A 19,830-nucleotide genomic window follows, 5' to 3' on the forward strand; every position below is an offset into this window, starting at 1 on the left:
TATTCCCCCTTTAATCTCTACTTTAAATCGCTTACATTCTCCATTGTACAGAAGCATGAGTCCGCTTACAATTATTCTAGTCAAAAAAATAGAGGAGCGACCGATTTGGTCGCTCCTCCGTTCTCAATTATTCCTTCGCTTGTGAAAAGACGATCTCTTCGTGTTCAATTGAAACTTTGACGTCTTGCCCTTGGAATAACCAATCATCTTGATCCGAGACGACGAAGTGAATGCCATCGACGACTTCTTCGACTGCTACCCGTTCGACTTCTTCCATATGAACACCAACCGAGAAACCTTGTGTTAAATCCGTTGAGCCACCATATTTTGCGAAGAAGCGAATCGTATCGCCTGATTTTGCTTCCATCTCATCTTTAAAGTATTGCAATGCCTCATCTGTAATATGAATTTTCATATCTATCACTCCCCTTTCGTTTAGTGTACCGATATCCTACTCAAAAAAGCGAATTTCCTGTATGGTAGAGACAAGATTAGCTATGGAAGCACCATGAAACATTCATCTTAGGAGGAATTCGAATGAAACGATCGCTCGTAGTGCTGCTTGCGACCAGTCTCGTACTCGTCGGTTGCGGAAACGATTCCCCGTCTTCTACAGATACCAAATCCCCGAAGACGACGGAAACGAAACAACAGAAGGCTGAACAAGCCGTTCTTGACGTCTATCAAACATATGAAAAAACGCTTGGTCAATCCGGACGAGCAGATGCGAAGGATCTCGCATCGATTGAATATACGGGTGACGAAAAACAACTTGAACCGCTCGCCATCGGTGCGAAAAACTTGAATGTCGTTCCCGGTAAGGTCGTCAAGTCGTTCCAAAAGGGCGACGTCGCCTATATCATCCACGAATTCAAGGATGCGAAAGGATCGATTCTCCCGAACCGAGGATCGAAGCTGTTATTGAAGAAAGACGACGAGTGGAAAATCGTCCTGACACCGACGACATTCGATCCGTCCGTCTTCTCGACACTTGGTGACATATTCACTGGATTTAACGCTGATGAGTATGGTGTCAATGCGAAGGCGGCTGATGAGATCGGAAAAACCGATGAAAAAGAGCAAGATGCCGTCTTTTCTCGCGTCAATGCGCAAACCGATTATATGGCGCTCGAGATGAACAGTAACATTCTGATGATTTATGGTGAGGCGCTCAAGAACGAAGGAAACCCTGAGACGCTCGTTGATTACTATCAAGACTACGCAGACTGGTATGAAGAAGAACAGCCACTCCTCATGAAGACGGCGAAAGCCGGGACGGATTATGAGAAGTACTTGATCGCACTCGATCCATTAAAAGAGAGTCTTCAAAAGAAGCTTGAGAAATATGCGGATCAATTAAACATGGAATTAGGATAAGGAGGAATTTTTCATGCAAGCACCTACATTCACCCTTCCGAATGCACAAGGAGAACCGATTTCCCTCGAGGATTATCGTGGAAAAAAAGTCGTACTCTATTTCTATCCGAAGGATTCAACGCCTGGCTGTACGACCGAGGCATGTGATTTCCGCGATGCGACGCAAGCGTTCGAAGAGAACAACACCGTCATTCTCGGTGTTTCTGCCGATAGTCAGAAACGGCATCAAAACTTTATCGCAAAATATGAATTACCGTTCCAATTGTTATCAGATGTCGATCACGAAGTGTGTGAGCAATATGGTGTCTGGCAACTGAAAAAGAACTATGGAAAGGAATATTTTGGAATTGTTCGTTCAACGTTTTTAATTGATGAATCTGGTGAAATCGTCAAAGAATGGCGCAGTGTGAAAGTAAAAGATCACGTCGCAGAAGCACTTCAGTACGTCCAAAAGCAGAAATGAGATTATGAACCAGTTGTTTCATACAACTGGTTCTTTTTGTATTCAATAATTTTAAAAACTCCTAATTTTATCCTTACATAAAAATAATTTTTCGTAAAAAAACGTTGGTATTACACATAAATTTAATAATTTTGAAATAATCTGAAAATATTCTATTGATTTTTCTGAATATTGTATTTATTATTGATAACAAGTTGATCCGGTGCTTTCCACAGCTTAAGAATAAAAGGCGATGACCCCTCTTATTTTTAGTCGGACACCGGATCGCTATCCTATCGGTTCTTATCGTTTCACCAGATATATCTATTTCTTTTGGGAGGGATTTACTTTATGGAAAAGAAAAAGGCACTTGCACTCGTTGGAGCACTGACAATCGCTGGCTCAAGTCTTGCAGCATGCTCGACGACAGATGAAGGTTCAAAAGAAGGCGGTTCGACATCTGGAGAAAAATCTTCAGACAAACAAGTCTTGAATATCATCAGCGGTTCGGATATTCCAGCACTTAGCCCAACCGTCGCAACAGACTCTGTATCCTTCACAGTCTTGAACAACGTTCAAGAAGGTCTGTTCCGTCTAGACGAGAATCAAGAAGCAACACCGGGTGTCGCAGAAAGTGTTGATGTTTCTGAAGATGGACTTACATACACGTTCAAACTTCGTGATTCGAAATGGTCGGATGGCAGCGATGTCACAGCAAAAGACTTCGAATACGCATGGAAACGCGTCCTTGATCCGAAGAGTGGTTCACAGTATGCGTATATCATGTATATCATCGATGGCGCTGAAGCATACAACACAAGTAAAGGAAAAGCAGACGATGTCGCAGTCAAAGCGGTCGATGACAAAACGCTTGAAGTCAAGTTGACTCAACCGGCTGAATACTTCAAATCGTTGACTGGTTTCGGTTCATTCATGCCACTGAAACAAGAATTCGTTGAGAAACAAGGTAAAAACTTTGCTTCGAAGCCGGACACATTCCTTTACAACGGACCATTCGTCCTCTCGGATTGGAAGACGGATGTTGGCTGGAGCTATAAGAAAAACGATCAGTACTGGGATAAAGATAATGTCAAACTTGAAGAAATCAACACGAAAATCGTTAAGGAAGTCTCGACAGGCGTCAACTTGTACGAAAAAGGTGACATCGATCTAGCTGGTTTAACAAGTGAGTTCGTTGATCAATACAAAGACAAAGAAGACTTTGATACACGTCTTGATGCAGCAATGTACTATATCCAAATGAACTTCAAGAATGACCTCTTGAAGAACAAGGATATCCGTAAAGCGATCGATTCAGGATACGACAAGAAGCAGATGGCTGATGTTCTCTTGAACAACGGTTCAATCCCTGCTTATTACTACGTACCAAAAGACTTCGCGAAAGGTCCAGACGGTAAAGATTTCCGTGATGGCAACGAAGGTTTCGGTTCATATGACGCATCATCTGCAAAAGCATCATTCGAAAAAGGACTGAAAGCCGTCGGCAAGAAGTCTCTCAAACTCGAACTTCTTTCATACGATGATGACAACTCGAAAAAAATCTCGGAGTACCTCAAAGGCGAGTGGGAGAAAAACCTTCCAGGTCTTGAAGTTACAATCAAACAACAACCATTCAAGAACAAGTTGGATCTCGAGTCTAAAGGTGAGTTCGAGCTATCGTTCGCAGGATGGGGACCTGACTACCAGGATCCGATGACATTCCTCGATATGTGGGTAACTGGTGGACCATACAACCGTGGTAAGTACACGAGCGATAAGTATGATTCACTCATCAAGTCAGCTCAAAAAGAAGTAGATGCTGAGAAACGTTGGCAGGCCCTCAAAGATGCTGAGAAAACACTCCTTGAAGAGGATCAAGCGATCTCAGTTATGTACCAAAAAGGTGTTTCGCTTCTTCGTAAACCGTACGTCAAAGGAATCGTCAACCACAAAGTCGGTGCCGATACTTCGTACAAATGGGCTTACATCGAAGGAAAATAAGTCATACCCCAAGACCAGATTCGCTGAGGAGCGTGTCTGGTCTTTTTTTCCATATGAGCCGTTTGTCCTATTTTTCTGAATAGAATTAAAATTTCGTGTCATTCTGTTTTCATTTCCATGACTTCCATTTATACTAAGCAAAGAATCCGATTCACTTTATTTACAATATTTTGCGGGAATTATTCATAATTAATGGAAATGTACCGATATATCTAATACAGAGGACTTTTGCCTCAATACTACATCGAACTAGGAAGGAGGACTCACTCATGAAGCAACGTGTACTTACGAGTCAACAGAGTTATACAGAAGAGCAGCTTGAGATGATTGAAGCCATCCGTGCGGTCGGTGAACTCATCCAGGACCGTCCACGCCGTACTGTCTATCGCCGTTATGCTTTAGTTAATGACTGGCCTCAGCCAGAAAACATCATCCGTCAATTTGGTTCGTGGCCAGAAGCCTTGTCTGCTGCTGGATACGAGTGGAATGTCGATCAACAGCCGGAGGAGCTTGAGCGGGCACCGAAATACACGAAAGACGAAATCTTAAAGTCGTTCGAACGGTACGCACAAGACGTCGGCTCTACGATCACACTCAAGAAGTACCAGATGTGGCGTAAATCCGTCCATCATGCACCGAGTCACTATCACATCGTTAAGATGTTCGGTTCGTGGCACGATGCTTGTACCGCTGCAGGACTCGAAGCGAGCGTCACCTATTCAAAAGCTGAACTTGCTGCTTCTCTGCGTCAAGCAATCGAGGAAGTCGGCTTTGCCCTCTCTTTTGAAGCATACCGGGAATGGGCAAAACGAAACAACAAACCATCGACGAAAGCCTTACTTCATCGTTACGGCTCTTGGTCAGCCGCGATTCATGCGATTGAAAACGAGATTCGCCTCAGCAAACAACAAGCTCAATGAACTTATTCTTTTTTGATCCTTCTCGTTCATCCGAACTGGGAGGATTTTTTACATCAAAAAAGAAGATAGCGTCTCTGCTACCTTCTTCTACTTGATTTAAATGACCTTCTCTTTCCACTCTTGATACGATGCGACACGGTCGCGTCCTTGGAACTTCGCTCCGACGTACATCGCACGGTCGGCATTTCGAATCAAACTCGCGAGATCACCAAGTTCTTTTAATGTATCGATGCCGATACTGGCCGTGATTCGGAGCGTATGCCCTTCGACTAAGATTGGATTTGCATGCAACGTCTCGCGGATTCGCTCTGCGACGATTTGGGCAGAATCAAGATCCGTATTCGGTAGTAAGATGACAAACTCCTCTCCCCCGTAGCGCGCGACAAGATCTGTGATACGTGTTGCCTGCATCAATAACTTCGCAACTTCAAATAGGACGACGTCTCCGACTTCATGACCATACGTATCATTGATTTGTTTGAAGTGATCTAAATCGATCATTAAGGCCGAGAACGGATAAAGGTCGCGTTGTTTAATTCGACGATCGCCCCACTCTTGCAAGGCACGATAGTTCGGTAATTTCGTCATCGCATCTGTCCGGCTGTCAGTCAACAAGCGTTCTCGCTCGTGTGCCCGTTCCACTGCCCACGACAGGACACGAAGGGCACGGTATAGCTCATATCCAAAATCCTGCGTGAATTCACCACTTGCGTTCGAGGCAAGGAGCAACGAGCAGTTGATCGTCTCCGTCGCTTCCGGTTGAATGAAGAGGACCGACTGTGTCTCTTCCGGCAAGCTATCGTAAAGACGAATATCCCACTCCTGTTGCATCCCGTAAAGAAGGACTTCTTCTTTTTCGATGATGTCTTCAATGATTCGTCCTTCGACATGATCGGCTTTTAACTTTCGTCCGTCCTTCAACGAATAGTACACGCTTTGCTTTCCTTCTTTGAAATCAAACTTAATCCAAGCGATATCCGGTTTGACGAATTGATTGAGCTGTCGTAAATACCGCTCGATGATGAACTGGGCATCACCGTCTTTCCAAGCCGCCTCTTTCAATCGCTCGATCTGCTCCCAATGTTCGATCCGGTCTGTCGCTTCAACCGAACTTCCCAGTGCGCGCTTGATGATGAATAAGGCAAACGCCGCCATGACGAGTCCGCTATTTCCGTTCCCTTGAACGACAAGTGTACTGAAGATTCCGTATAACAATTCTGCTGTGATGACGACCGCTTCGAAACGTAGCAGTTGGAACATGACGTCACTTGGAATGTTTTCTCCAAGAAGAAATCGGGATAACTGGTATTGCAATAAGAGGACGATCCAGAGAATCGCAACCATCGCCAGTAACGGTACGATGTTTTCTGTCAGCACGAATGCTTCGCCATGTGTTCCGCCGAGTGCATTATAGGCAAGACCTGCTGGAACGATTAAAAACAATTCGAGTGCGACGTTGAACGGATAGTTATGTAACATCCGCCGACGTCCGATTGGTGTATGAATCGTTCGCAACTGATAGATGAGCATCGTCAATTGCCCAACACAAATCGCTGATAATAATCCATACGTCAAGAATGTAAAGAGGACGAATCCAAAATGGAAAGTAAAACTCATATGGCGACGACGGACAGGATCGACGACAAAAATCGTCGATAAGGCGGCAATCAATAAGAACGTAAACAAATCGACGCTGAGACTATAATCTCTCGACTTCGCAAAAAGATCGATGCCTATGACGATTATGAAAAAAACGACCCAGCTTCGAAGGAGATATTGTTGAAAACGACGCACAAAACATTCCCCTTCCTTTAAGTTATGTAGTTGTATATTACTGGAAATCGATATGTCCATTATTCTACTTTTCGAGCAAAAAGTCGAACTTCGATAGTCTCCTTTGATACAATTGACGCGAGGTGATTTTTTTATGACAAATACATTCACGCGACACGCATTTGATACATTTCAGATTGATGGACTAGAACCACGGATGGAAGCGATTCGCGAACGCATCCAGCCGGTCTTTCGAGACATCGGTCAGGAAGTCGCACCTGACTTAACGGTCGCAACAGCAGAAGATGTCCATGTTCACATCGCGCAACATGCACGTCGGAAGGTCAACCCTCCGAAGGATACATGGATGGCATTCTCCCCCGATAAACGTGGATACAAAAAACATCCGCATTTCCAAGTCGGCCTGTTTGATGATCATCTGTTTATTTGGCTCGCCTACATCTACGAGTTACCGAATAAACAACAATACGCATCGAAACTGTTACAGCATACAGAACTGCTGACATCCCTTCCGGATGATTTCGTCGTCTCATACGATCATATGAAAAAAGACGCCGTCTCCGTTCATGAGACGGATATCGAAAAAGGATTACAACGTTTCCACGACGTCAAAAAGGCAGAATTCCTTGTTGGTCGTCATATTCCGGCAGAACAAGTGCATCACCTGTCACGCGAAGAATTACTGGAAATGATTCGAAATACCTATTCGCATCTCGTACCACTCTACAAAACGATTAAATAAAAAGGATGGCCGAATCGGTCATCCTTTTTACATTAGTTATATTTTACTAGAATTGACATGACTTGTGTACGGTCGGAATTCAAATTTAGATAAATGTTGACCTGTTTTGAGGAAACGGTCATGACGTTGAATGTTTTATCGAGTTTCGCCGTCGGATACGCTTTTTTGACTTCCTTAACCGTCACAGTCCGCTTGACCTGCTTCGGATCATAGACGATGGCACTAACTTTCGCTTTTGTATCCTTCACCCCATACGTGGAGCAGTAATGAAGGGCACGATCCGCTGAGGCAAGACCATTTCCGCTTTGACACCAATTCGAGTTCTTTTCCCCCTTATAGGATTTATGTACTTGGGCGAGTGTTGTTTTTTCAAGAACGACTTTTCCATCGAGTGAACGTGCTTGTTTCGCTTGTGTTTGAATTTCTTGCAACCATTTGACGTCTGTCTGTTTTGTTGCTTCGACCGGTTGGTTATATGAAGTGCCTGACACGATGCTGACAGTGAGTGCGGCAGTTAAGATGATTCCTAAGACTTGTTTCATGATGATGTCCTCCTCGGCGCCTATGAAAGGCGTTGATAATAAACTGATTCCCCTATTTCAAAAAATTATTCAGTTTTTATAGTTTTTTTCTGGGAACTTATATTTATTTTTTTGATGAGAAATAAAAAAAGAACCTAGTGTCGCATGACACTAGGTTCTACCTCATTTCTTATGCATCTTAAACTCTAGGAACAACTCATTGTAATGCGCGAGCATTTTCTTTCCGAGGTTCTCATAGACTTCAAGCGTATCGGTAACTTGTTTATCAGGATAGAATCGCTCATCGGTCCGAACCGATTTGTCGAGCAGTTTCAAGCCTTCTTTGTTTGGTGTCGAATAGCCAACGTAGTCTGCGTTCTTCGCTGAAATATCAGGACGCAACATGAAATTGATGAACTCGTGTGCCCCCTCGACGTTTTTCGCAGTCTTCGGAATGACGACATTATCGAACCAGACGTTTGATCCTTCTTTTGGAATGACGTAGTCGAGATTTTCGTTTTCGCTCATGATCTCGTTTGCATCACCAGACCAGACGACACCGAGTCCTGCTTCTTCGTTCGCGAGCAATAACTTGATCTCGTCCCCGACGATTGCCTTGACGTTTGGCGTCAGGCGCATCAAGTTCGCTTTTGCTTCCTGTAGTTTCGACTCATCCGTTTCATTCAACGAATAACCGAGACTATTCAAGCTCATCCCCATGACTTCACGGGCACCGTCAGCGAGTAGAATCTGATTCTTTAGCTTCGGATCCCAAAGATCCTTCCAGCTCGTCGGTTTCTTCCCATCAATCAAGTCTTTATTGTAGACGATACCGACCGTTCCCCAGAAATATGGAATCGAGTACTTGTTGTTCGGATCGAATGATAAATCTAAAAAGCGTGAATCGATGTTTTTGAGATTCGGAATTTTTTGATGATCAATCGGAACGACGAGCTTCTCATCGATCATCTTCGCAATCGCATAGTCGGACGGAACAGCGATATCGTATGTCGTTCCTCCCTGTTCGATTTTCGTCAGCATCGCTTCGTTTGAATCGAACGTTTGATAGACGACCTTGATGCCGCTCTCTTTTTCAAACTGTTTGATCAGTGCTGGGTCGATGTAATCGCCCCAGTTGTAGATGTTCAGGACATTTTTACCCGAATACCCTTGTGTCTCATTCAACTGATTCAAGGTGAATAGGATAACACCTGAAATCAAGAAAATCGCGGCGAACAATTGAATCAATTTTTTCAACGGTCATTTCACCTCCGGTCGCGAAAGCTTCGTAGCAGCACGTTGGTTCAAGAAGTAGTAGCCGATGACGAGCAGGAACGTAAACAAGAAGATGACAGTCGACAGGGCGTTGATCTTCATCGAAATCCCTTGACGGGCAAGTGAGTAGATCTCAACGGACAATGTCGTAAAACCGTTTCCTGTCACGAAGAACGTCACCGCAAAGTCATCCAGTGAGTACGTCAATGCCGTGAAGAATCCAGCAAAGATACCTGGTGTGATGTACGGCAAGATGACTTTCGTCAAAACATCCCAACGGCTTGCGCCTAAGTCACGCGCTGCATCAACGAGCGTCGGACTCATCTCCTGCAACTTCGGCAGGACAAGAATGACGACGATTGGTACCGAAAACGCGATGTGGGACAGTAAGACCGACGTAAAGCCGAGCTGGATGCCGAGTAGCGTAAAGAAGATCAAGAACGATGCCCCGATGATGACATCCGGACTGACGATCAAGATACTGTTTAGCGTCAACAACGACGTCTCGACCCGTTTTTTGCGAACGGCTTGAATCCCGATTGCTCCGAATACGCCAAGGATCGTCGAGATTGCGGCAGATAACAAGGCAATGACGAGTGTGTTCAAGACGATGATCAACAAGCGTGAATCTTGGAAGACTTCCTTGTACCAATCCCACGTGAACGAATCGAAGTTCGTCATATTGTCTGCGCTGTTGAACGAATAGAATGCCAAGTAGAATATCGGAGCATACAAAATGATGAAGACTCCGATCAGATAAAGATTTGCTAGTTTCAGACGTTTCATCAAGTCGTCGCTCCTTTCTTCCGTTTCGTACTCGTCAAGGCAAGGATGATCGCCATTGCGATGATGAGGAAGACGGCAATCGTCGCTCCCATGCCCCAGTTTTGTGTCACGAGGAACTGCTGTTCAATCGCTGTACCGAGCGTGATGACGCGGTTTCCGGCAATCAGACGCGTAATCATGAACAGCGATAATGCCGGAATGAAGACGAGCTGACAGCCTGACTTCACACCATCGAGCGTCAACGGGAAGACGACACGCCGGAACGTCGTGAAGTTCGACGCCCCAAGATCACGTGCAGCGAAGACGAGTGACGGGCTCAGTTTTTCAATCGCGTTGAAGATCGGCAGGATCATGAACGGAATGAAGATGTACACCGAGACGAAGACAAAACTGAAATCGGTAAAGAGAATCTGTTGTCGTCCAATCCCAATCGCTTCAAGCGTTTGGTTCGCAAGACCATACGTACTGAACAACCCGATGAAGGCATAAGCTTTCAACAATAAGTTGATCCATGTCGGTAAGATGATCAAAAGTAGCCACAGCTGTTTATGCTTCGTTTTCGTCAACAAATAAGCGGTCGGATAACCGATCAAGAGCGAAAACACCGTAATCAAAAACGCATACCAGAACGAGCTGAGTGTCATCGTCAAATACGTCGACGTAAAGAAGTTCTGGTAGTTCTCAAATGAGAAGTTACCGTCCAAATCAAGGAATGAATAGTAGACGACGAGTACGATCGGTGCGATGACGAACAAGGCAATCCAGAATAGATACGGGATGAGATACCAGTTACGTGATTTTTGCATCATAACACCCCGTCGTAGGATTCCAGACGCTTATCGAATTCTTCTTCCGTCTCGTTCAGTCGCATGACGTGAATCGCTTCCGGATCAAATGTCAGTCCGATCTGCTCACCAACCGTCGCCTTTTTCGTACTGTGGACGAGCCATTCGTTACCGACTTCATCCATACAAGCGATTTCGTAGTGCACGCCACGGAAGAGTTGCGAATCGACGGTGACTTGTAGTTTCCCCTGTGTCACGTTCGTGATTTCAAGATCCTCCGGACGGATGACGATCTCGACCGGTTCGTTCAATTCAAGACCACGGTCGACACATTCGAATTCCTTTTCTGCGAACCAGACCCGGTAGTCTTCCACCATGCGCCCTGGAATGATGTTCGACTCACCGATGAAGTCAGCGACGAAGCGGTTGATCGGTTCATCATAGATATCCGTCGGTGTGCCCGATTGTTGAATGACACCGTGATTGAGGACGAAGATTTCATCTGACATCGCCAGTGCTTCTTCTTGGTCGTGCGTGACGAAGATGAACGTGATGCCAAGACGACGTTGCAAGTCGCGGAGCTCATACTGCATCTCTGTCCGTAATTTCAAGTCGAGCGCTGATAATGGCTCATCGAGCAAGATGACTTCCGGCTCATTGACGATTGCCCGGGCAATCGCGACACGTTGCCGTTGTCCACCTGACATCTCGGTGATTTCTCGTTTCTCATAACCGGACAAGTTGACGAACTTCAATGCGTCCGTTACACGTTTTGCGATTTCTGCTTCTTTCACCTTCTTGATGCGAAGACCGAAGGCGATGTTTTCGAAAACGTTCAAGTGCGGGAAGAGTGCATAGTCTTGGAAAACAGTATTGACTTGACGTTTGTTCGCCGGTACATCGTTGATTCGTTTTCCGTTGAAGATGATGTCTCCTTCTGTTGCTTCCGAAAAGCCAGCAATCAGTCGTAAGATCGTCGTTTTCCCACAACCCGATGGTCCGAGTAACGTATAGAACTTCCCGCGTTCGATTTCAAAGCTGACTTGGTCGAGGACGGTCTGATCGTCATATCGTTTCGTAACGTCCTTGAATTGAATGATCGTAGTATCTGCCAATCTAGTTCCTCCTTTATAAGTATGAGTCAGTCGCGGTCACGAGGACCTTCGTCTCTTGTGTTGACTCATTGCGTAGTTGATGGATTTCTGAAGCCTTATAGTAAAGTGTCTCTCCTTGTTTCGCTACAAAAGACTGACGACCAAGCGTCAGCGTGACGTTTCCGGCGAGCACATAGACGAACGTCTCGGCACCTGATGGCTCATACGTCTTGAATGCTCCCCCTGGCGCGAGTGTCAATAGGACCGGCTCCATCTCTTTCTCGTTCGATTCCGGAATGAGCCACGTGACATGATATCCTTGTTCCTCATCGGCATACGTCGTGACATCCTCTTCCCCGTAGATGACTTTTTGATTGAGTGTATCCTCATCAAAGAAATCCTTCGGTGAGATGCCAAGAACTTCGAGGAGATGAAACAGCGTCTCGATCGACGGTGAACTGAGTTCCCGTTCGAGTTGCGAGATGTACCCTTTACTCAGGTCTGTTCTTTCCCCTAGTTCCTCTTGCGTCAATCCCTTTTGAAGACGGAGGTTCTTGATTTTTTGTCCGATTGAGTACAATCGACGTCCTCCTCTCAGCGGCTTAGTTTAGTATAAGATGACTAAAAGTTTACTAATCACGTACCGATTATAGCGTATTTCATTATTTAATCAACTAAAACGTTCAATATTTTTTAATGTTCATTTGACAGCGAGAACGCTTACACCTACAATTAATATCAGGTACTAATTTAAGGAGGAACTTGTTATGCGGATCGCTTGGATCACTGATAGTACAACGATTTTACCGGATACGATCGCTCAGCGCGATGATCTTTCGGTCGTCCCTTTACTTGTCATGAAGGATGGCGAAAGTTTCGTCGATGGTGTCGACGTTGATGCGGAGACCGTCTATAGCTGGATTGACTCAAAACACAAGGTAACGACGAGCCAACCTTCGATCGGGAGCTTCACCGAGCATTATGAACGGTTGAAAGAGGATTACGACGTCGGCTTCGCTGTTCACTTATCGAGTGAACTGAGCGGAACGTACAACGCTTCCGTTCAAGGGGCAGAGATTGCTGGCTTTCGTCTGATTGCGATTGATTCCCGTTGTGGGATTTATCCGGCTGGTCAACTTCTAGCAGAAGCGATTGAACTCGTCGAGGCGGGACACTCGATCGAATCCGTCGAACAGATCATTCTCGAGCGTCGTTTCGACCATCACATTGAATTCACGGTCGCGAACCTCGATCAATTACAAGCAGGTGGACGCATCTCTTCGACGAAGGCATTCGTCGGTAACTTGTTGCAACTTCGCCCGTTGTTCCACTTCGAAGAAGGAAAAATCGTGCCTTACCAAACCGTCCGGACGTTTAAAAAAGCGCATTCAAAGATTTTTGATCATCTTGTCGCAATCATTGAACGGGGGCAGGTCACGGATATTTCACTATTCCACGCGACAGCGTATGACCTTGCACTCGAGTGGAAACAACGACTGGAATCGCAATACGATGTGCGTGTCCGCATCGATGACTTAACACCGGTTCTCGGTTCGCATACAGGGAATCCAGCAATCGGTATGTCCTTTTTGAACCCGACACGCCGACCGTGATGAATAATGAAAATGATTTTTGGGTAAACCTTCTTTAGAGAATAAAGGAGGTTTTTTGTTTGAAAAATAATAAATGGATTTGGCTCAACTGGGTCGGCTTCATCTTCACGATTGCCGTGAACGCTCTCGATGGTGGAAAGACAGGACGAATCTCTGATTCGATCATCACATTGTTCAAACCTGCTGGGTATGCATTCTCGATTTGGGGATTGATTTATGCGGTATTACTCATCTGGTTGATTTTACAATCGATTCCGAAATTCAAGGAACACGAACTAGCGAAGAAAATCGGACCGTGGTTCTTGATCAGCTGTTTGTTCAACGCAGGTTGGATCGTCTCCTTCACGTTTGAACTGTTCATCGTCTCCGTCGTCGTCATCGTTGGTCTCTTACTATCATTGATCGTCATCTACTCAAAAATTGATCGTGAGACGAAAGGGTTACGCTTTAAATTGCCATTTTCGCTGTATCTCGGCTGGGTGTCGGTCGCAACGATTGCTGACATCTTCCTGACGATCAACGCAGAAGGTGTGACATCTTGGCTCGGAATCGGAGATGCGGGTTGGACGATGATTATACTCGTCGTCGGAGTCGTCATCGCTCTTCTCTTCATGTTTGCGAACCGTGATCCGATTTATCCGCTCGTCTTCGTCTGGGCGTATATCGCGATCAATTTCGAGTCCGATAACGGTCTCGTCGATACGACGGTTCTTGGTAGCGTCGTCTTATTGTTAGCCGGTTATATCTTCCTTCTCGTCCGGATGCGCCGCCAAGTCAGCGTGAGCAAGTGACGTTCCTTTCTTGTTCAAACGGCGTATACTAAAGGAAAGGAGTGAATGACCATGAATATCACATTTACACCGTCTTCTCAGGAGCGGATCCGCCAATTACGCGGTGAAGTATCCGGTCAACTGCACCTCTATTACGATACAGAGGGTTGTGGTTGCGGAAACTCTGGTATTTTCAGTATTCGCATCGTCGATGAAGCGACACCGGAAGACATGACGATTGATTCAAACGTCGGTCCCGTTCTCGTCAAGCGGTGGTCGAGTCATTTCCTCGATCAAGAAATGACACTCGATTACAACGCGGAGAAAAAAGCGCTCATCCTAAAAAGTGATGGACAATACTTTAATACGAATGTGCTCGTGACGGATCAAACAGGCTGCGTCCTAACGGTTCGTTCATAAGCGAAAATGAAAAAGGCAACTTCCACCGTGGAAGTTGCCTTTGTTTGTGTTCGAACAGACAGGTGCTGCGTCGAAAGCTGAGTTGATCGAGTATAGTCGAATGTACTGGATGTCTGTCTGCATCGTGCACGAGCTGGTGAAAACCTCCAGCGCTTTGCGTCCCCCCAGACGTCGCATGCACAATCCTCGCATGCTTATCTAGTATACGAACGGAAGTCACGTTTGGATTGCCTTATCCGACATTTAGAACCGTTTCTTCGATCGTCCGCTGGTTTAGATCCTTTACGTGCATCGGCTTACTGTAATAGTAACCTTGACCATAATCGCAACCGAGACGCTTTAAGAAAAGATGCTGTTCGAGTGTCTCGACACCTTCCGCGACGACTTCGATTCCAAGACTCTTCGCAAGCTGAATGATCATTTCTGTGATCGCTGTTCCCCGTTCGTCATGTGGGACTTCATCGATGAACGACTTGTCGATCTTCAGGATATCAATCGGAAGATGCTTTAAGTGTGTCAGTGAAGATAGACCCGTTCCGAAGTCATCGAGTGCAATCGTCAGACTGAGTTGCTTCAGTTCACCGAGCATCATCATCGCTCGGTCGAGATTCTCCATGACGGATGTTTCTGTGATTTCGAGCTGTAGTTGTAACTCGCTTCCACTCTTTAAGGAATGGTGAACGATCTCTTTAATCATCACGTTATGTGACTCGGATCGGAAGTGCATCGCGGATAAATTGACAGAGACTTGGCGAATGAAATAATCTTCCTTCTTCCAAATCTCCATCTGTGCGACGGTCTCCTTCAACACCCACTCGGTTAAACGATGAATCAGACTGTATTTTTCAGCAAGCGGGATGAACTCCGCCGGTGAGATGAAACCGAACTTCGGATGATTCCAGCGAATCAGAACTTCCGCCTGATCCACCTTTCCTGTCGCGAGTGCGATCTTCGGTTGATAGACGAGAGCGAACTCCTTGAAATCCGTCATCGCCCGGCGTAAGGAGCCGACGATCAATTGCTCTCTGCGATCAGAGTGTAGCGCATCATCATATATGATGAAACGATCGCGTCCCTCGTTCTTACCAGCACGCAGCGCACTCTCCATCTGACCGATTCGCATTTCAAGCGATTCCTTCGTATCCGGTAAGATGACGCCCATCGTCGCTGTCAGATGGACTGCCTGATCTTCGAGGTCGATCGGTTGACGCACGTCCTCTAAAATCTGTTCGAAGACCTCCGTCATATCTTCCTGCGAGACACGTTTGATCAGGAAGAACTGCGTACCATTGTAACGGATACATGCTTCATCTTCCTTTAGCGTCCGTAGCATCCGTTCTGCGAACTGCCGAATGACCGCATCGCCCTTATCAAAACCGAATGTGTCATTGACCCACTTGTATCCATCCAGATCAAGCAAGGCCATCGCCATCTCCTGTTTCGCTCGACCGTAATGGGCATCGACCTTCGTCATATGATGGTCAAGCCATCTCCGATTATGCAGTCCGGTCAAATGATCCGTATACGCCATCATTTGTAGAGCACGTCGCTCCAAATGAATATAGAGTCCAGCAATCAAGATGACAATCAAGAAGACGGGAATTGCGACTTCGTTTAAGATGTTCGACGTGATGGGAGCGTCACCGATGATTTCGGCATTGGAAGCTGGGATACAAAACGATGTACCGAGCATTCCGACATAATGCATCGACGAGATGGCAAACCCCATCACGACCGCGATGGGAATCAAGATCCGTTTCTGATTGACATGTCTTAAGCGATGGAGCAGTAGCAAAGCGATATACGCGACGGTAACGGCAATCAGAACCGATAAGAGGAATAATCCTGTCTCATACCGGACGGTTCCACCGAACTGCATCGCCATCATCCCGAGATAGTGCATCGTGGCGATTCCGCCTCCCATCAGTGCCCCCGCTAAAATCACCTTATTTCTCGTAATCGTCGACGAGTATAAGAGATGAAAGGCAATGAAGGCAGCCAAAATGGCAGGAATGACGGATAAGAACATTAAAAACCAATCATAGCGAACCGTAACCGACAGGGCGAATGCCCCCATCCCGACGAAATGCATTCCCCAGATTGATAATCCCATCGTCAATGATGAGAGGAACAAGGCACGCTTCTTCAAGGAAGTCGCCTTCGCGAGACGCCGATTTAACTCTAATGAACCATATGATCCGATGATGGCAACGAGCACTGACACTACGACGAGTGTCACTTCATAATGTTTCGTTAAGATAATCCATTCATTCATTGTATGAGGCCTCTCCTTAATAGACTGTCATTCTCCTAACTATCGTCTGCTCGGTCTCATTTCTTCAGTAAAAATTAGAAATTCATTCGATTTCTTATCATTTCAACGCGCATTTACTTATTCCATTGAGCACCTTGCACAAAAAAAGCGAATCCGTACGAGACGGATCCGCTAAACTTCGTTCTTATAATGCGACCGATGCGACGATTTCGCCCGTCGGTTTTTCTAAATCTGGTTCTGGTTCGACCGTGATGGCGACCGCGTCCACCTTGCCGTCTCCTTTAAGTGGGAAGACAGCTGCTGCCTCTCCATCTTTTTCGATGACACCGTTCGCAGTAGGTGTTTCGCCTTCGATCGTCCATAATTGATAAAGCTGCCCTTCTTGAAGCGGCGGTAAATCTTTCAACTGGACCAGCATGTACGATTTATCGTTTTGCGTGAAAATCATGCTTGATCCTTTAATGGACTCGGTGCTTTCGAAGTTCCCCATCCCTTTGATCTCATCCATCGCTAACGTCTCTGGTGTATCCGTATTTTCTTCCTGCGAGAGGAAGTAGGCATTCGCACCAAGTGAGAGAATCAAGGCGGCGGCGATACTCATCAACCAGCCGAGTGGGACACTCTTTTTCTTCGTTTGTTGCTGACGTGCTTGTTTGATGTCTACCGGAGTAGTCATCGGTGCTTCCTTCGGAGACGCCGTCTCTGCTGAACCAAGGACTTCTCCAAGAATTCGTGCTTTCATACCTGCAGGAACGGGTCGCTCCGGAAGCGATTCAGCGATGGGAAGCATGAGTTCTTCCATTTCTAAAAGCGCTTCGCGACATTCTTCACACGTCGCAAGATGCGCTTCGAACGCGTCGCGATCTGCTGCGGATAATGTTCCATTGAAATAATCGATTAAGTCATGACAACGTTCTTCCATCTCGTTCCCTCCCATCCATTCGTTTTCGTAATGCTTGAATCGCGCTCCTGATTCGCGTCTTGACCGTTCCAAGAGGTAAATCGAGTAGCTCTGAAATCTGTTGCTGCGTCATACCCTGGAAGTAAACGAGTTCAATCAGCTCTTGCTGTTCGGGTTTCAATTCACTAACCGCCCCGCGCACTTCAGCAGCTGTTTCCCGCTGCATGACCGTCCGCTCGACCGGCTCGTCGTATCCACCATCTCGTTCTTCGACCTCGATTGTCGGCTGTCGTTTTTCACGACGGAGACAATCAAGTGCCGCGTTACGTGTAATCGTTAAAATCCACGATGAAAACTTTCCTTTTTGTGTATCAAAATCAACACGACCATTCCAAATCTTCATCCACACTTCTTGTATGACTTCTTCGGACAACCGGTCATTATTCGTAAAGCGATGGGCGAATGAGAACAACAGCCGCTCGTACTTATCGTACAACGTCTCGAGGGCTTGCTCATCACCGCTACGCATCAGGTGATAAAGCGATTCATCGGATTGAGTGTGCATCCTTCTCCTCCTTCTGATGTCAGCCTTATCATATAGTATACGCAAGCTGACACCAAATCGTTTTCTATTTTATTCATTTTCTAAGTAAAAACTTCACCACATCCATATTCCCTAATTCTAATAAAAGTATAGCTTAAAATTCTGTTGAATTGACAGTTATACCGTAATGGGCATAGCATAAAGATACTACATGACGTCAGGTCAACGGGAATCGGAGGAATACAAATGGATTATGATCGGAAGATGAAGAACCGTGTTAGTCGGATCGAAGGACAGCTACGAGGCATTTTACGGATGATGGAAGAAGGGCAAGATTGCCGCGATGTCATCACCCAGCTCTCCGCTGCCCGTTCTGCGATTGACCGGACGATCGGCGTCGTCGTCAGTTCGAATCTAATTGAGTGCGTCAAGGACGCAGAACAAAACGGCGACGGACAAACTGAAGAACTCGTCAAGGAAGCGGTCAACTTGCTCGTTAAGAGCCGCTGATATAACGCTCGTACGGATAGCCTGCTTGGATAGCAGGCTATTTTTTTAGACGTTTATTTAGTATACCAGCCGTTTGATCCAGGTTTGAGTGCACGTCAAAACAGGTATACTAAATTGTTATTATCTGGACTGCTCGTAAAAGGTGTCCACTTAGGAGGAAGAGTACTTATGACCGTTTCCCTATTCATTGATGTCGCATGTAAGACAGGCGAATCTCCTGTTTACGACGCAAAAACAAAGCGCTTTTATTTCGTTGATATTCCGAATCAACTTCTCTTTTCATATGACCTCGTCACAGAAGCACTTAAACCGTACACGTTACCAAGCGCCATCACATCGATTGCCTTGACCGATGCACCGGATTTATTACGTGTCACGGCTGAACACGGATTCGGGACGTTTGATCTCAAAGAAGGACACCTGTCTCTTGAGCATCAACTGTCGCTCCCCGATTCCGACCGAATGAATGACGGAAAGCTTGATCCAACCGGTCAATATGTCGCTGGTAGCATTAATGAAGAAGACGGTAAGACCGCTGGATTGTTCCGTCTGCGTCACGATGGCTCCATTGATGTCTTACATGAAGACTTGACGAACTCCAATGGACTCGTCTGGTCAGAAGATGGCAAGACGCTTTATCACATCGATACACCGACGAAAAAAGTCTATGCCTTTGACTACGCTCCGGACGCACCACTTTCGAATAAGCGTGTCGCCGTTGATCTCGAAGAAGAAGAAGGGTTCCCGGATGGTATGACGAAGGACGCGGAAGGTCACGCTTGGATCGCGCATTATGCTGGATCATGCATCACCCGTTGGAATCTTACGACTGGTAAAAAACTCGCTCATGTCGACTTCCCGGTCGCAAATCCGACGTGCCCGATTTTCTACGAAGATCGATTGCTCGTCACGACGGCTGCAAACGGAGATGATGCGCCACACGCCGGTGCCGTCTTCGCTGTAACATTTGAATGATTCGTAGAGGAGGGATCATCTTTTTAGAGGTGATGCCTCTTTTTCCACACAATTCGTCTAGACGCCTATTCAAAAACAGACGATA

Annotated in this window: 21 protein-coding genes; 10 read left to right on the forward strand and 11 right to left on the reverse strand. The window is 46.0% G+C overall.

What is annotated here, in order from left to right; genetic code table 11:
- Window positions 1–127 precede the first annotated feature (127 nt).
- Entirely contained in the window at window positions 128–415 is a 288-nt protein-coding gene (locus tag KNQ03_RS06840; protein ID WP_053454262.1) for a HesB/YadR/YfhF family protein, read from the reverse strand.
- Window positions 416–537: 122 nt separating this feature from the next.
- Here KNQ03_RS06840 and KNQ03_RS06845 point away from each other — a divergent pair, with 122 nt between their 5' ends.
- The 4 genes from KNQ03_RS06845 (at window position 538) to KNQ03_RS06860 (ending at window position 4,740) form a co-directional block, all read left to right on the forward strand.
- The gene (locus KNQ03_RS06845) at window positions 538–1,377 is read left to right on the forward strand and encodes a hypothetical protein (RefSeq protein WP_214723988.1); all 840 of its coding nucleotides are present in this window, start codon (window positions 538–540) and stop codon (window positions 1,375–1,377) included.
- 13 nt (window positions 1,378–1,390) lie between these two features.
- Window positions 1,391–1,840 carry a thioredoxin-dependent thiol peroxidase gene (gene bcp, locus KNQ03_RS06850; RefSeq protein WP_149427820.1) on the forward strand — a complete coding sequence of 150 codons (450 nt, stop codon included), beginning with the start codon at window positions 1,391–1,393 and terminating at the stop codon, window positions 1,838–1,840.
- Between the two features lie 330 nt (window positions 1,841–2,170).
- Window positions 2,171–3,820: a peptide ABC transporter substrate-binding protein gene (locus KNQ03_RS06855; RefSeq protein WP_149427821.1), complete on the forward strand. Its 1,650-nt coding sequence runs from the start codon at window positions 2,171–2,173 to the stop codon at window positions 3,818–3,820.
- A gap of 269 nt (window positions 3,821–4,089) precedes the next feature.
- Complete coding sequence (locus tag KNQ03_RS06860) at window positions 4,090–4,740, forward strand: homing endonuclease associated repeat-containing protein (RefSeq protein WP_047393045.1); 651 nt, start codon at window positions 4,090–4,092, stop codon at window positions 4,738–4,740.
- A gap of 96 nt (window positions 4,741–4,836) precedes the next feature.
- Here KNQ03_RS06860 and KNQ03_RS17265 read toward each other — a convergent pair whose 3' ends face one another.
- Complete coding sequence (locus tag KNQ03_RS17265; protein WP_214723990.1) at window positions 4,837–6,534, reverse strand: GGDEF domain-containing protein; 1,698 nt, start codon at window positions 6,532–6,534, stop codon at window positions 4,837–4,839.
- A 133-nt stretch (window positions 6,535–6,667) separates the two neighbouring features.
- On the opposite strand from KNQ03_RS17265, the gene KNQ03_RS06870 reads away from it, so the two are divergent.
- Window positions 6,668–7,276 (forward strand): YktB family protein, encoded by a 609-nt coding sequence (locus tag KNQ03_RS06870; RefSeq protein ID WP_214723992.1) that lies wholly within the window; start codon window positions 6,668–6,670, stop codon window positions 7,274–7,276.
- Window positions 7,277–7,308: 32 nt separating this feature from the next.
- Here the strand turns inward: KNQ03_RS06870 and KNQ03_RS06875 are convergent, their stop codons facing one another.
- From KNQ03_RS06875 to KNQ03_RS06900, 6 genes are all read right to left on the reverse strand, one after another.
- On the reverse strand, window positions 7,309–7,818 hold the full coding sequence (locus KNQ03_RS06875) for a hypothetical protein (RefSeq protein ID WP_058703798.1): 510 nt from the start codon (window positions 7,816–7,818) through the stop codon (window positions 7,309–7,311).
- Between the two features lie 162 nt (window positions 7,819–7,980).
- Complete coding sequence (locus KNQ03_RS06880; protein WP_195864464.1) at window positions 7,981–9,054, reverse strand: ABC transporter substrate-binding protein; 1,074 nt, start codon at window positions 9,052–9,054, stop codon at window positions 7,981–7,983.
- Between the two features lie 3 nt (window positions 9,055–9,057).
- Window positions 9,058–9,858, reverse strand: a complete 801-nt coding sequence (locus KNQ03_RS06885; protein WP_029342587.1) for an ABC transporter permease — start codon at window positions 9,856–9,858, stop codon at window positions 9,058–9,060.
- Window positions 9,858–10,667 (reverse strand): ABC transporter permease, encoded by an 810-nt coding sequence (locus tag KNQ03_RS06890; protein WP_029342588.1) that lies wholly within the window; start codon window positions 10,665–10,667, stop codon window positions 9,858–9,860. The genes KNQ03_RS06885 and KNQ03_RS06890 overlap by 1 nt, the downstream gene beginning before the upstream one ends.
- Window positions 10,664–11,758 (reverse strand): ABC transporter ATP-binding protein, encoded by a 1,095-nt coding sequence (locus KNQ03_RS06895; RefSeq protein WP_023469351.1) that lies wholly within the window; start codon window positions 11,756–11,758, stop codon window positions 10,664–10,666. Before KNQ03_RS06895 ends, KNQ03_RS06890 begins: the two co-directional genes overlap by 4 nt.
- A 13-nt stretch (window positions 11,759–11,771) precedes the next feature.
- The gene (locus KNQ03_RS06900; protein WP_064299356.1) at window positions 11,772–12,317 is read right to left on the reverse strand and encodes a helix-turn-helix domain-containing protein; all 546 of its coding nucleotides are present in this window, start codon (window positions 12,315–12,317) and stop codon (window positions 11,772–11,774) included.
- Between the two features lie 187 nt (window positions 12,318–12,504).
- Here KNQ03_RS06900 and KNQ03_RS06905 point away from each other — a divergent pair, with 187 nt between their 5' ends.
- From KNQ03_RS06905 to KNQ03_RS06915, 3 genes are read left to right on the forward strand one after another with little or no spacing between them, the layout of a single operon-like run.
- Window positions 12,505–13,350, forward strand: coding sequence for a DegV family protein (locus tag KNQ03_RS06905; protein ID WP_023469353.1), 846 nt, complete (start codon window positions 12,505–12,507; stop codon window positions 13,348–13,350).
- A 59-nt stretch (window positions 13,351–13,409) separates the two neighbouring features.
- Window positions 13,410–14,141, forward strand: a complete 732-nt coding sequence (locus KNQ03_RS06910; RefSeq protein ID WP_214723994.1) for a TspO/MBR family protein — start codon at window positions 13,410–13,412, stop codon at window positions 14,139–14,141.
- A 51-nt stretch (window positions 14,142–14,192) separates the two neighbouring features.
- On the forward strand, window positions 14,193–14,540 hold the full coding sequence (locus KNQ03_RS06915) for an iron-sulfur cluster biosynthesis family protein (RefSeq protein ID WP_214723996.1): 348 nt from the start codon (window positions 14,193–14,195) through the stop codon (window positions 14,538–14,540).
- A gap of 232 nt (window positions 14,541–14,772) precedes the next feature.
- Here the strand turns inward: KNQ03_RS06915 and KNQ03_RS06920 are convergent, their stop codons facing one another.
- The 3 genes from KNQ03_RS06920 to KNQ03_RS06930 all read right to left on the reverse strand — a co-directional run bounded on the left by KNQ03_RS06920 (window position 14,773) and on the right by KNQ03_RS06930 (window position 18,281).
- Window positions 14,773–16,815: a bifunctional diguanylate cyclase/phosphodiesterase gene (locus tag KNQ03_RS06920; RefSeq protein WP_214723998.1), complete on the reverse strand. Its 2,043-nt coding sequence runs from the start codon at window positions 16,813–16,815 to the stop codon at window positions 14,773–14,775.
- A gap of 184 nt (window positions 16,816–16,999) precedes the next feature.
- Entirely contained in the window at window positions 17,000–17,737 is a 738-nt protein-coding gene (locus tag KNQ03_RS06925; protein WP_149427824.1) for an anti-sigma factor, read from the reverse strand.
- Window positions 17,718–18,281 carry an RNA polymerase sigma factor gene (locus KNQ03_RS06930; protein ID WP_214724000.1) on the reverse strand — a complete coding sequence of 188 codons (564 nt, stop codon included), beginning with the start codon at window positions 18,279–18,281 and terminating at the stop codon, window positions 17,718–17,720. The genes KNQ03_RS06925 and KNQ03_RS06930 overlap by 20 nt, the downstream gene beginning before the upstream one ends.
- 225 nt (window positions 18,282–18,506) lie before the next feature.
- On the opposite strand from KNQ03_RS06930, the gene KNQ03_RS06935 reads away from it, so the two are divergent.
- Window positions 18,507–18,770: a metal-sensitive transcriptional regulator gene (locus KNQ03_RS06935; protein WP_023469359.1), complete on the forward strand. Its 264-nt coding sequence runs from the start codon at window positions 18,507–18,509 to the stop codon at window positions 18,768–18,770.
- Window positions 18,771–18,938: 168 nt separating this feature from the next.
- Window positions 18,939–19,745 (forward strand): SMP-30/gluconolactonase/LRE family protein, encoded by an 807-nt coding sequence (locus KNQ03_RS06940; protein ID WP_214724002.1) that lies wholly within the window; start codon window positions 18,939–18,941, stop codon window positions 19,743–19,745.
- Window positions 19,746–19,830 lie beyond the last annotated feature (85 nt).

The organism is Exiguobacterium sp. s143 (genome assembly GCF_018618895.1).
Classification (GTDB): Bacteria; Bacillota; Bacilli; order Exiguobacteriales; family Exiguobacteriaceae; genus Exiguobacterium_A; species Exiguobacterium_A abrahamii.

Bases quoted from the DNA above. Each gene is read 5' to 3' on its own strand.
- KNQ03_RS06875 (WP_058703798.1), bottom strand. From the start codon at position 7,818: ATGAAACAAGTCTTAGGAATCATCTTAACTGCCGCACTCACTGTCAGC.
- KNQ03_RS06860 (WP_047393045.1), top strand. From the start codon at position 4,090: ATGAAGCAACGTGTACTTACGAGTCAACAGAGTTATACAGAAGAGCAG.
- KNQ03_RS06905 (WP_023469353.1), top strand. From the start codon at position 12,505: ATGCGGATCGCTTGGATCACTGATAGTACAACGATTTTACCGGATACG.
- KNQ03_RS06885 (WP_029342587.1), bottom strand. From the start codon at position 9,858: ATGAAACGTCTGAAACTAGCAAATCTTTATCTGATCGGAGTCTTCATC.
- KNQ03_RS06930 (WP_214724000.1), bottom strand. From the start codon at position 18,281: ATGCACACTCAATCCGATGAATCGCTTTATCACCTGATGCGTAGCGGT.
- KNQ03_RS06890 (WP_029342588.1), bottom strand. From the start codon at position 10,667: ATGATGCAAAAATCACGTAACTGGTATCTCATCCCGTATCTATTCTGG.
- bcp (WP_149427820.1), top strand. From the start codon at position 1,391: ATGCAAGCACCTACATTCACCCTTCCGAATGCACAAGGAGAACCGATT.
- KNQ03_RS06870 (WP_214723992.1), top strand. From the start codon at position 6,668: ATGACAAATACATTCACGCGACACGCATTTGATACATTTCAGATTGAT.
- KNQ03_RS06920 (WP_214723998.1), bottom strand. From the start codon at position 16,815: ATGAATGAATGGATTATCTTAACGAAACATTATGAAGTGACACTCGTC.
- KNQ03_RS06845 (WP_214723988.1), top strand. From the start codon at position 538: ATGAAACGATCGCTCGTAGTGCTGCTTGCGACCAGTCTCGTACTCGTC.
- KNQ03_RS06940 (WP_214724002.1), top strand. From the start codon at position 18,939: ATGACCGTTTCCCTATTCATTGATGTCGCATGTAAGACAGGCGAATCT.
- KNQ03_RS06935 (WP_023469359.1), top strand. From the start codon at position 18,507: ATGGATTATGATCGGAAGATGAAGAACCGTGTTAGTCGGATCGAAGGA.
- KNQ03_RS06840 (WP_053454262.1), bottom strand. From the start codon at position 415: ATGAAAATTCATATTACAGATGAGGCATTGCAATACTTTAAAGATGAG.
- KNQ03_RS06855 (WP_149427821.1), top strand. From the start codon at position 2,171: ATGGAAAAGAAAAAGGCACTTGCACTCGTTGGAGCACTGACAATCGCT.
- KNQ03_RS06925 (WP_149427824.1), bottom strand. From the start codon at position 17,737: ATGGAAGAACGTTGTCATGACTTAATCGATTATTTCAATGGAACATTA.
- KNQ03_RS06915 (WP_214723996.1), top strand. From the start codon at position 14,193: ATGAATATCACATTTACACCGTCTTCTCAGGAGCGGATCCGCCAATTA.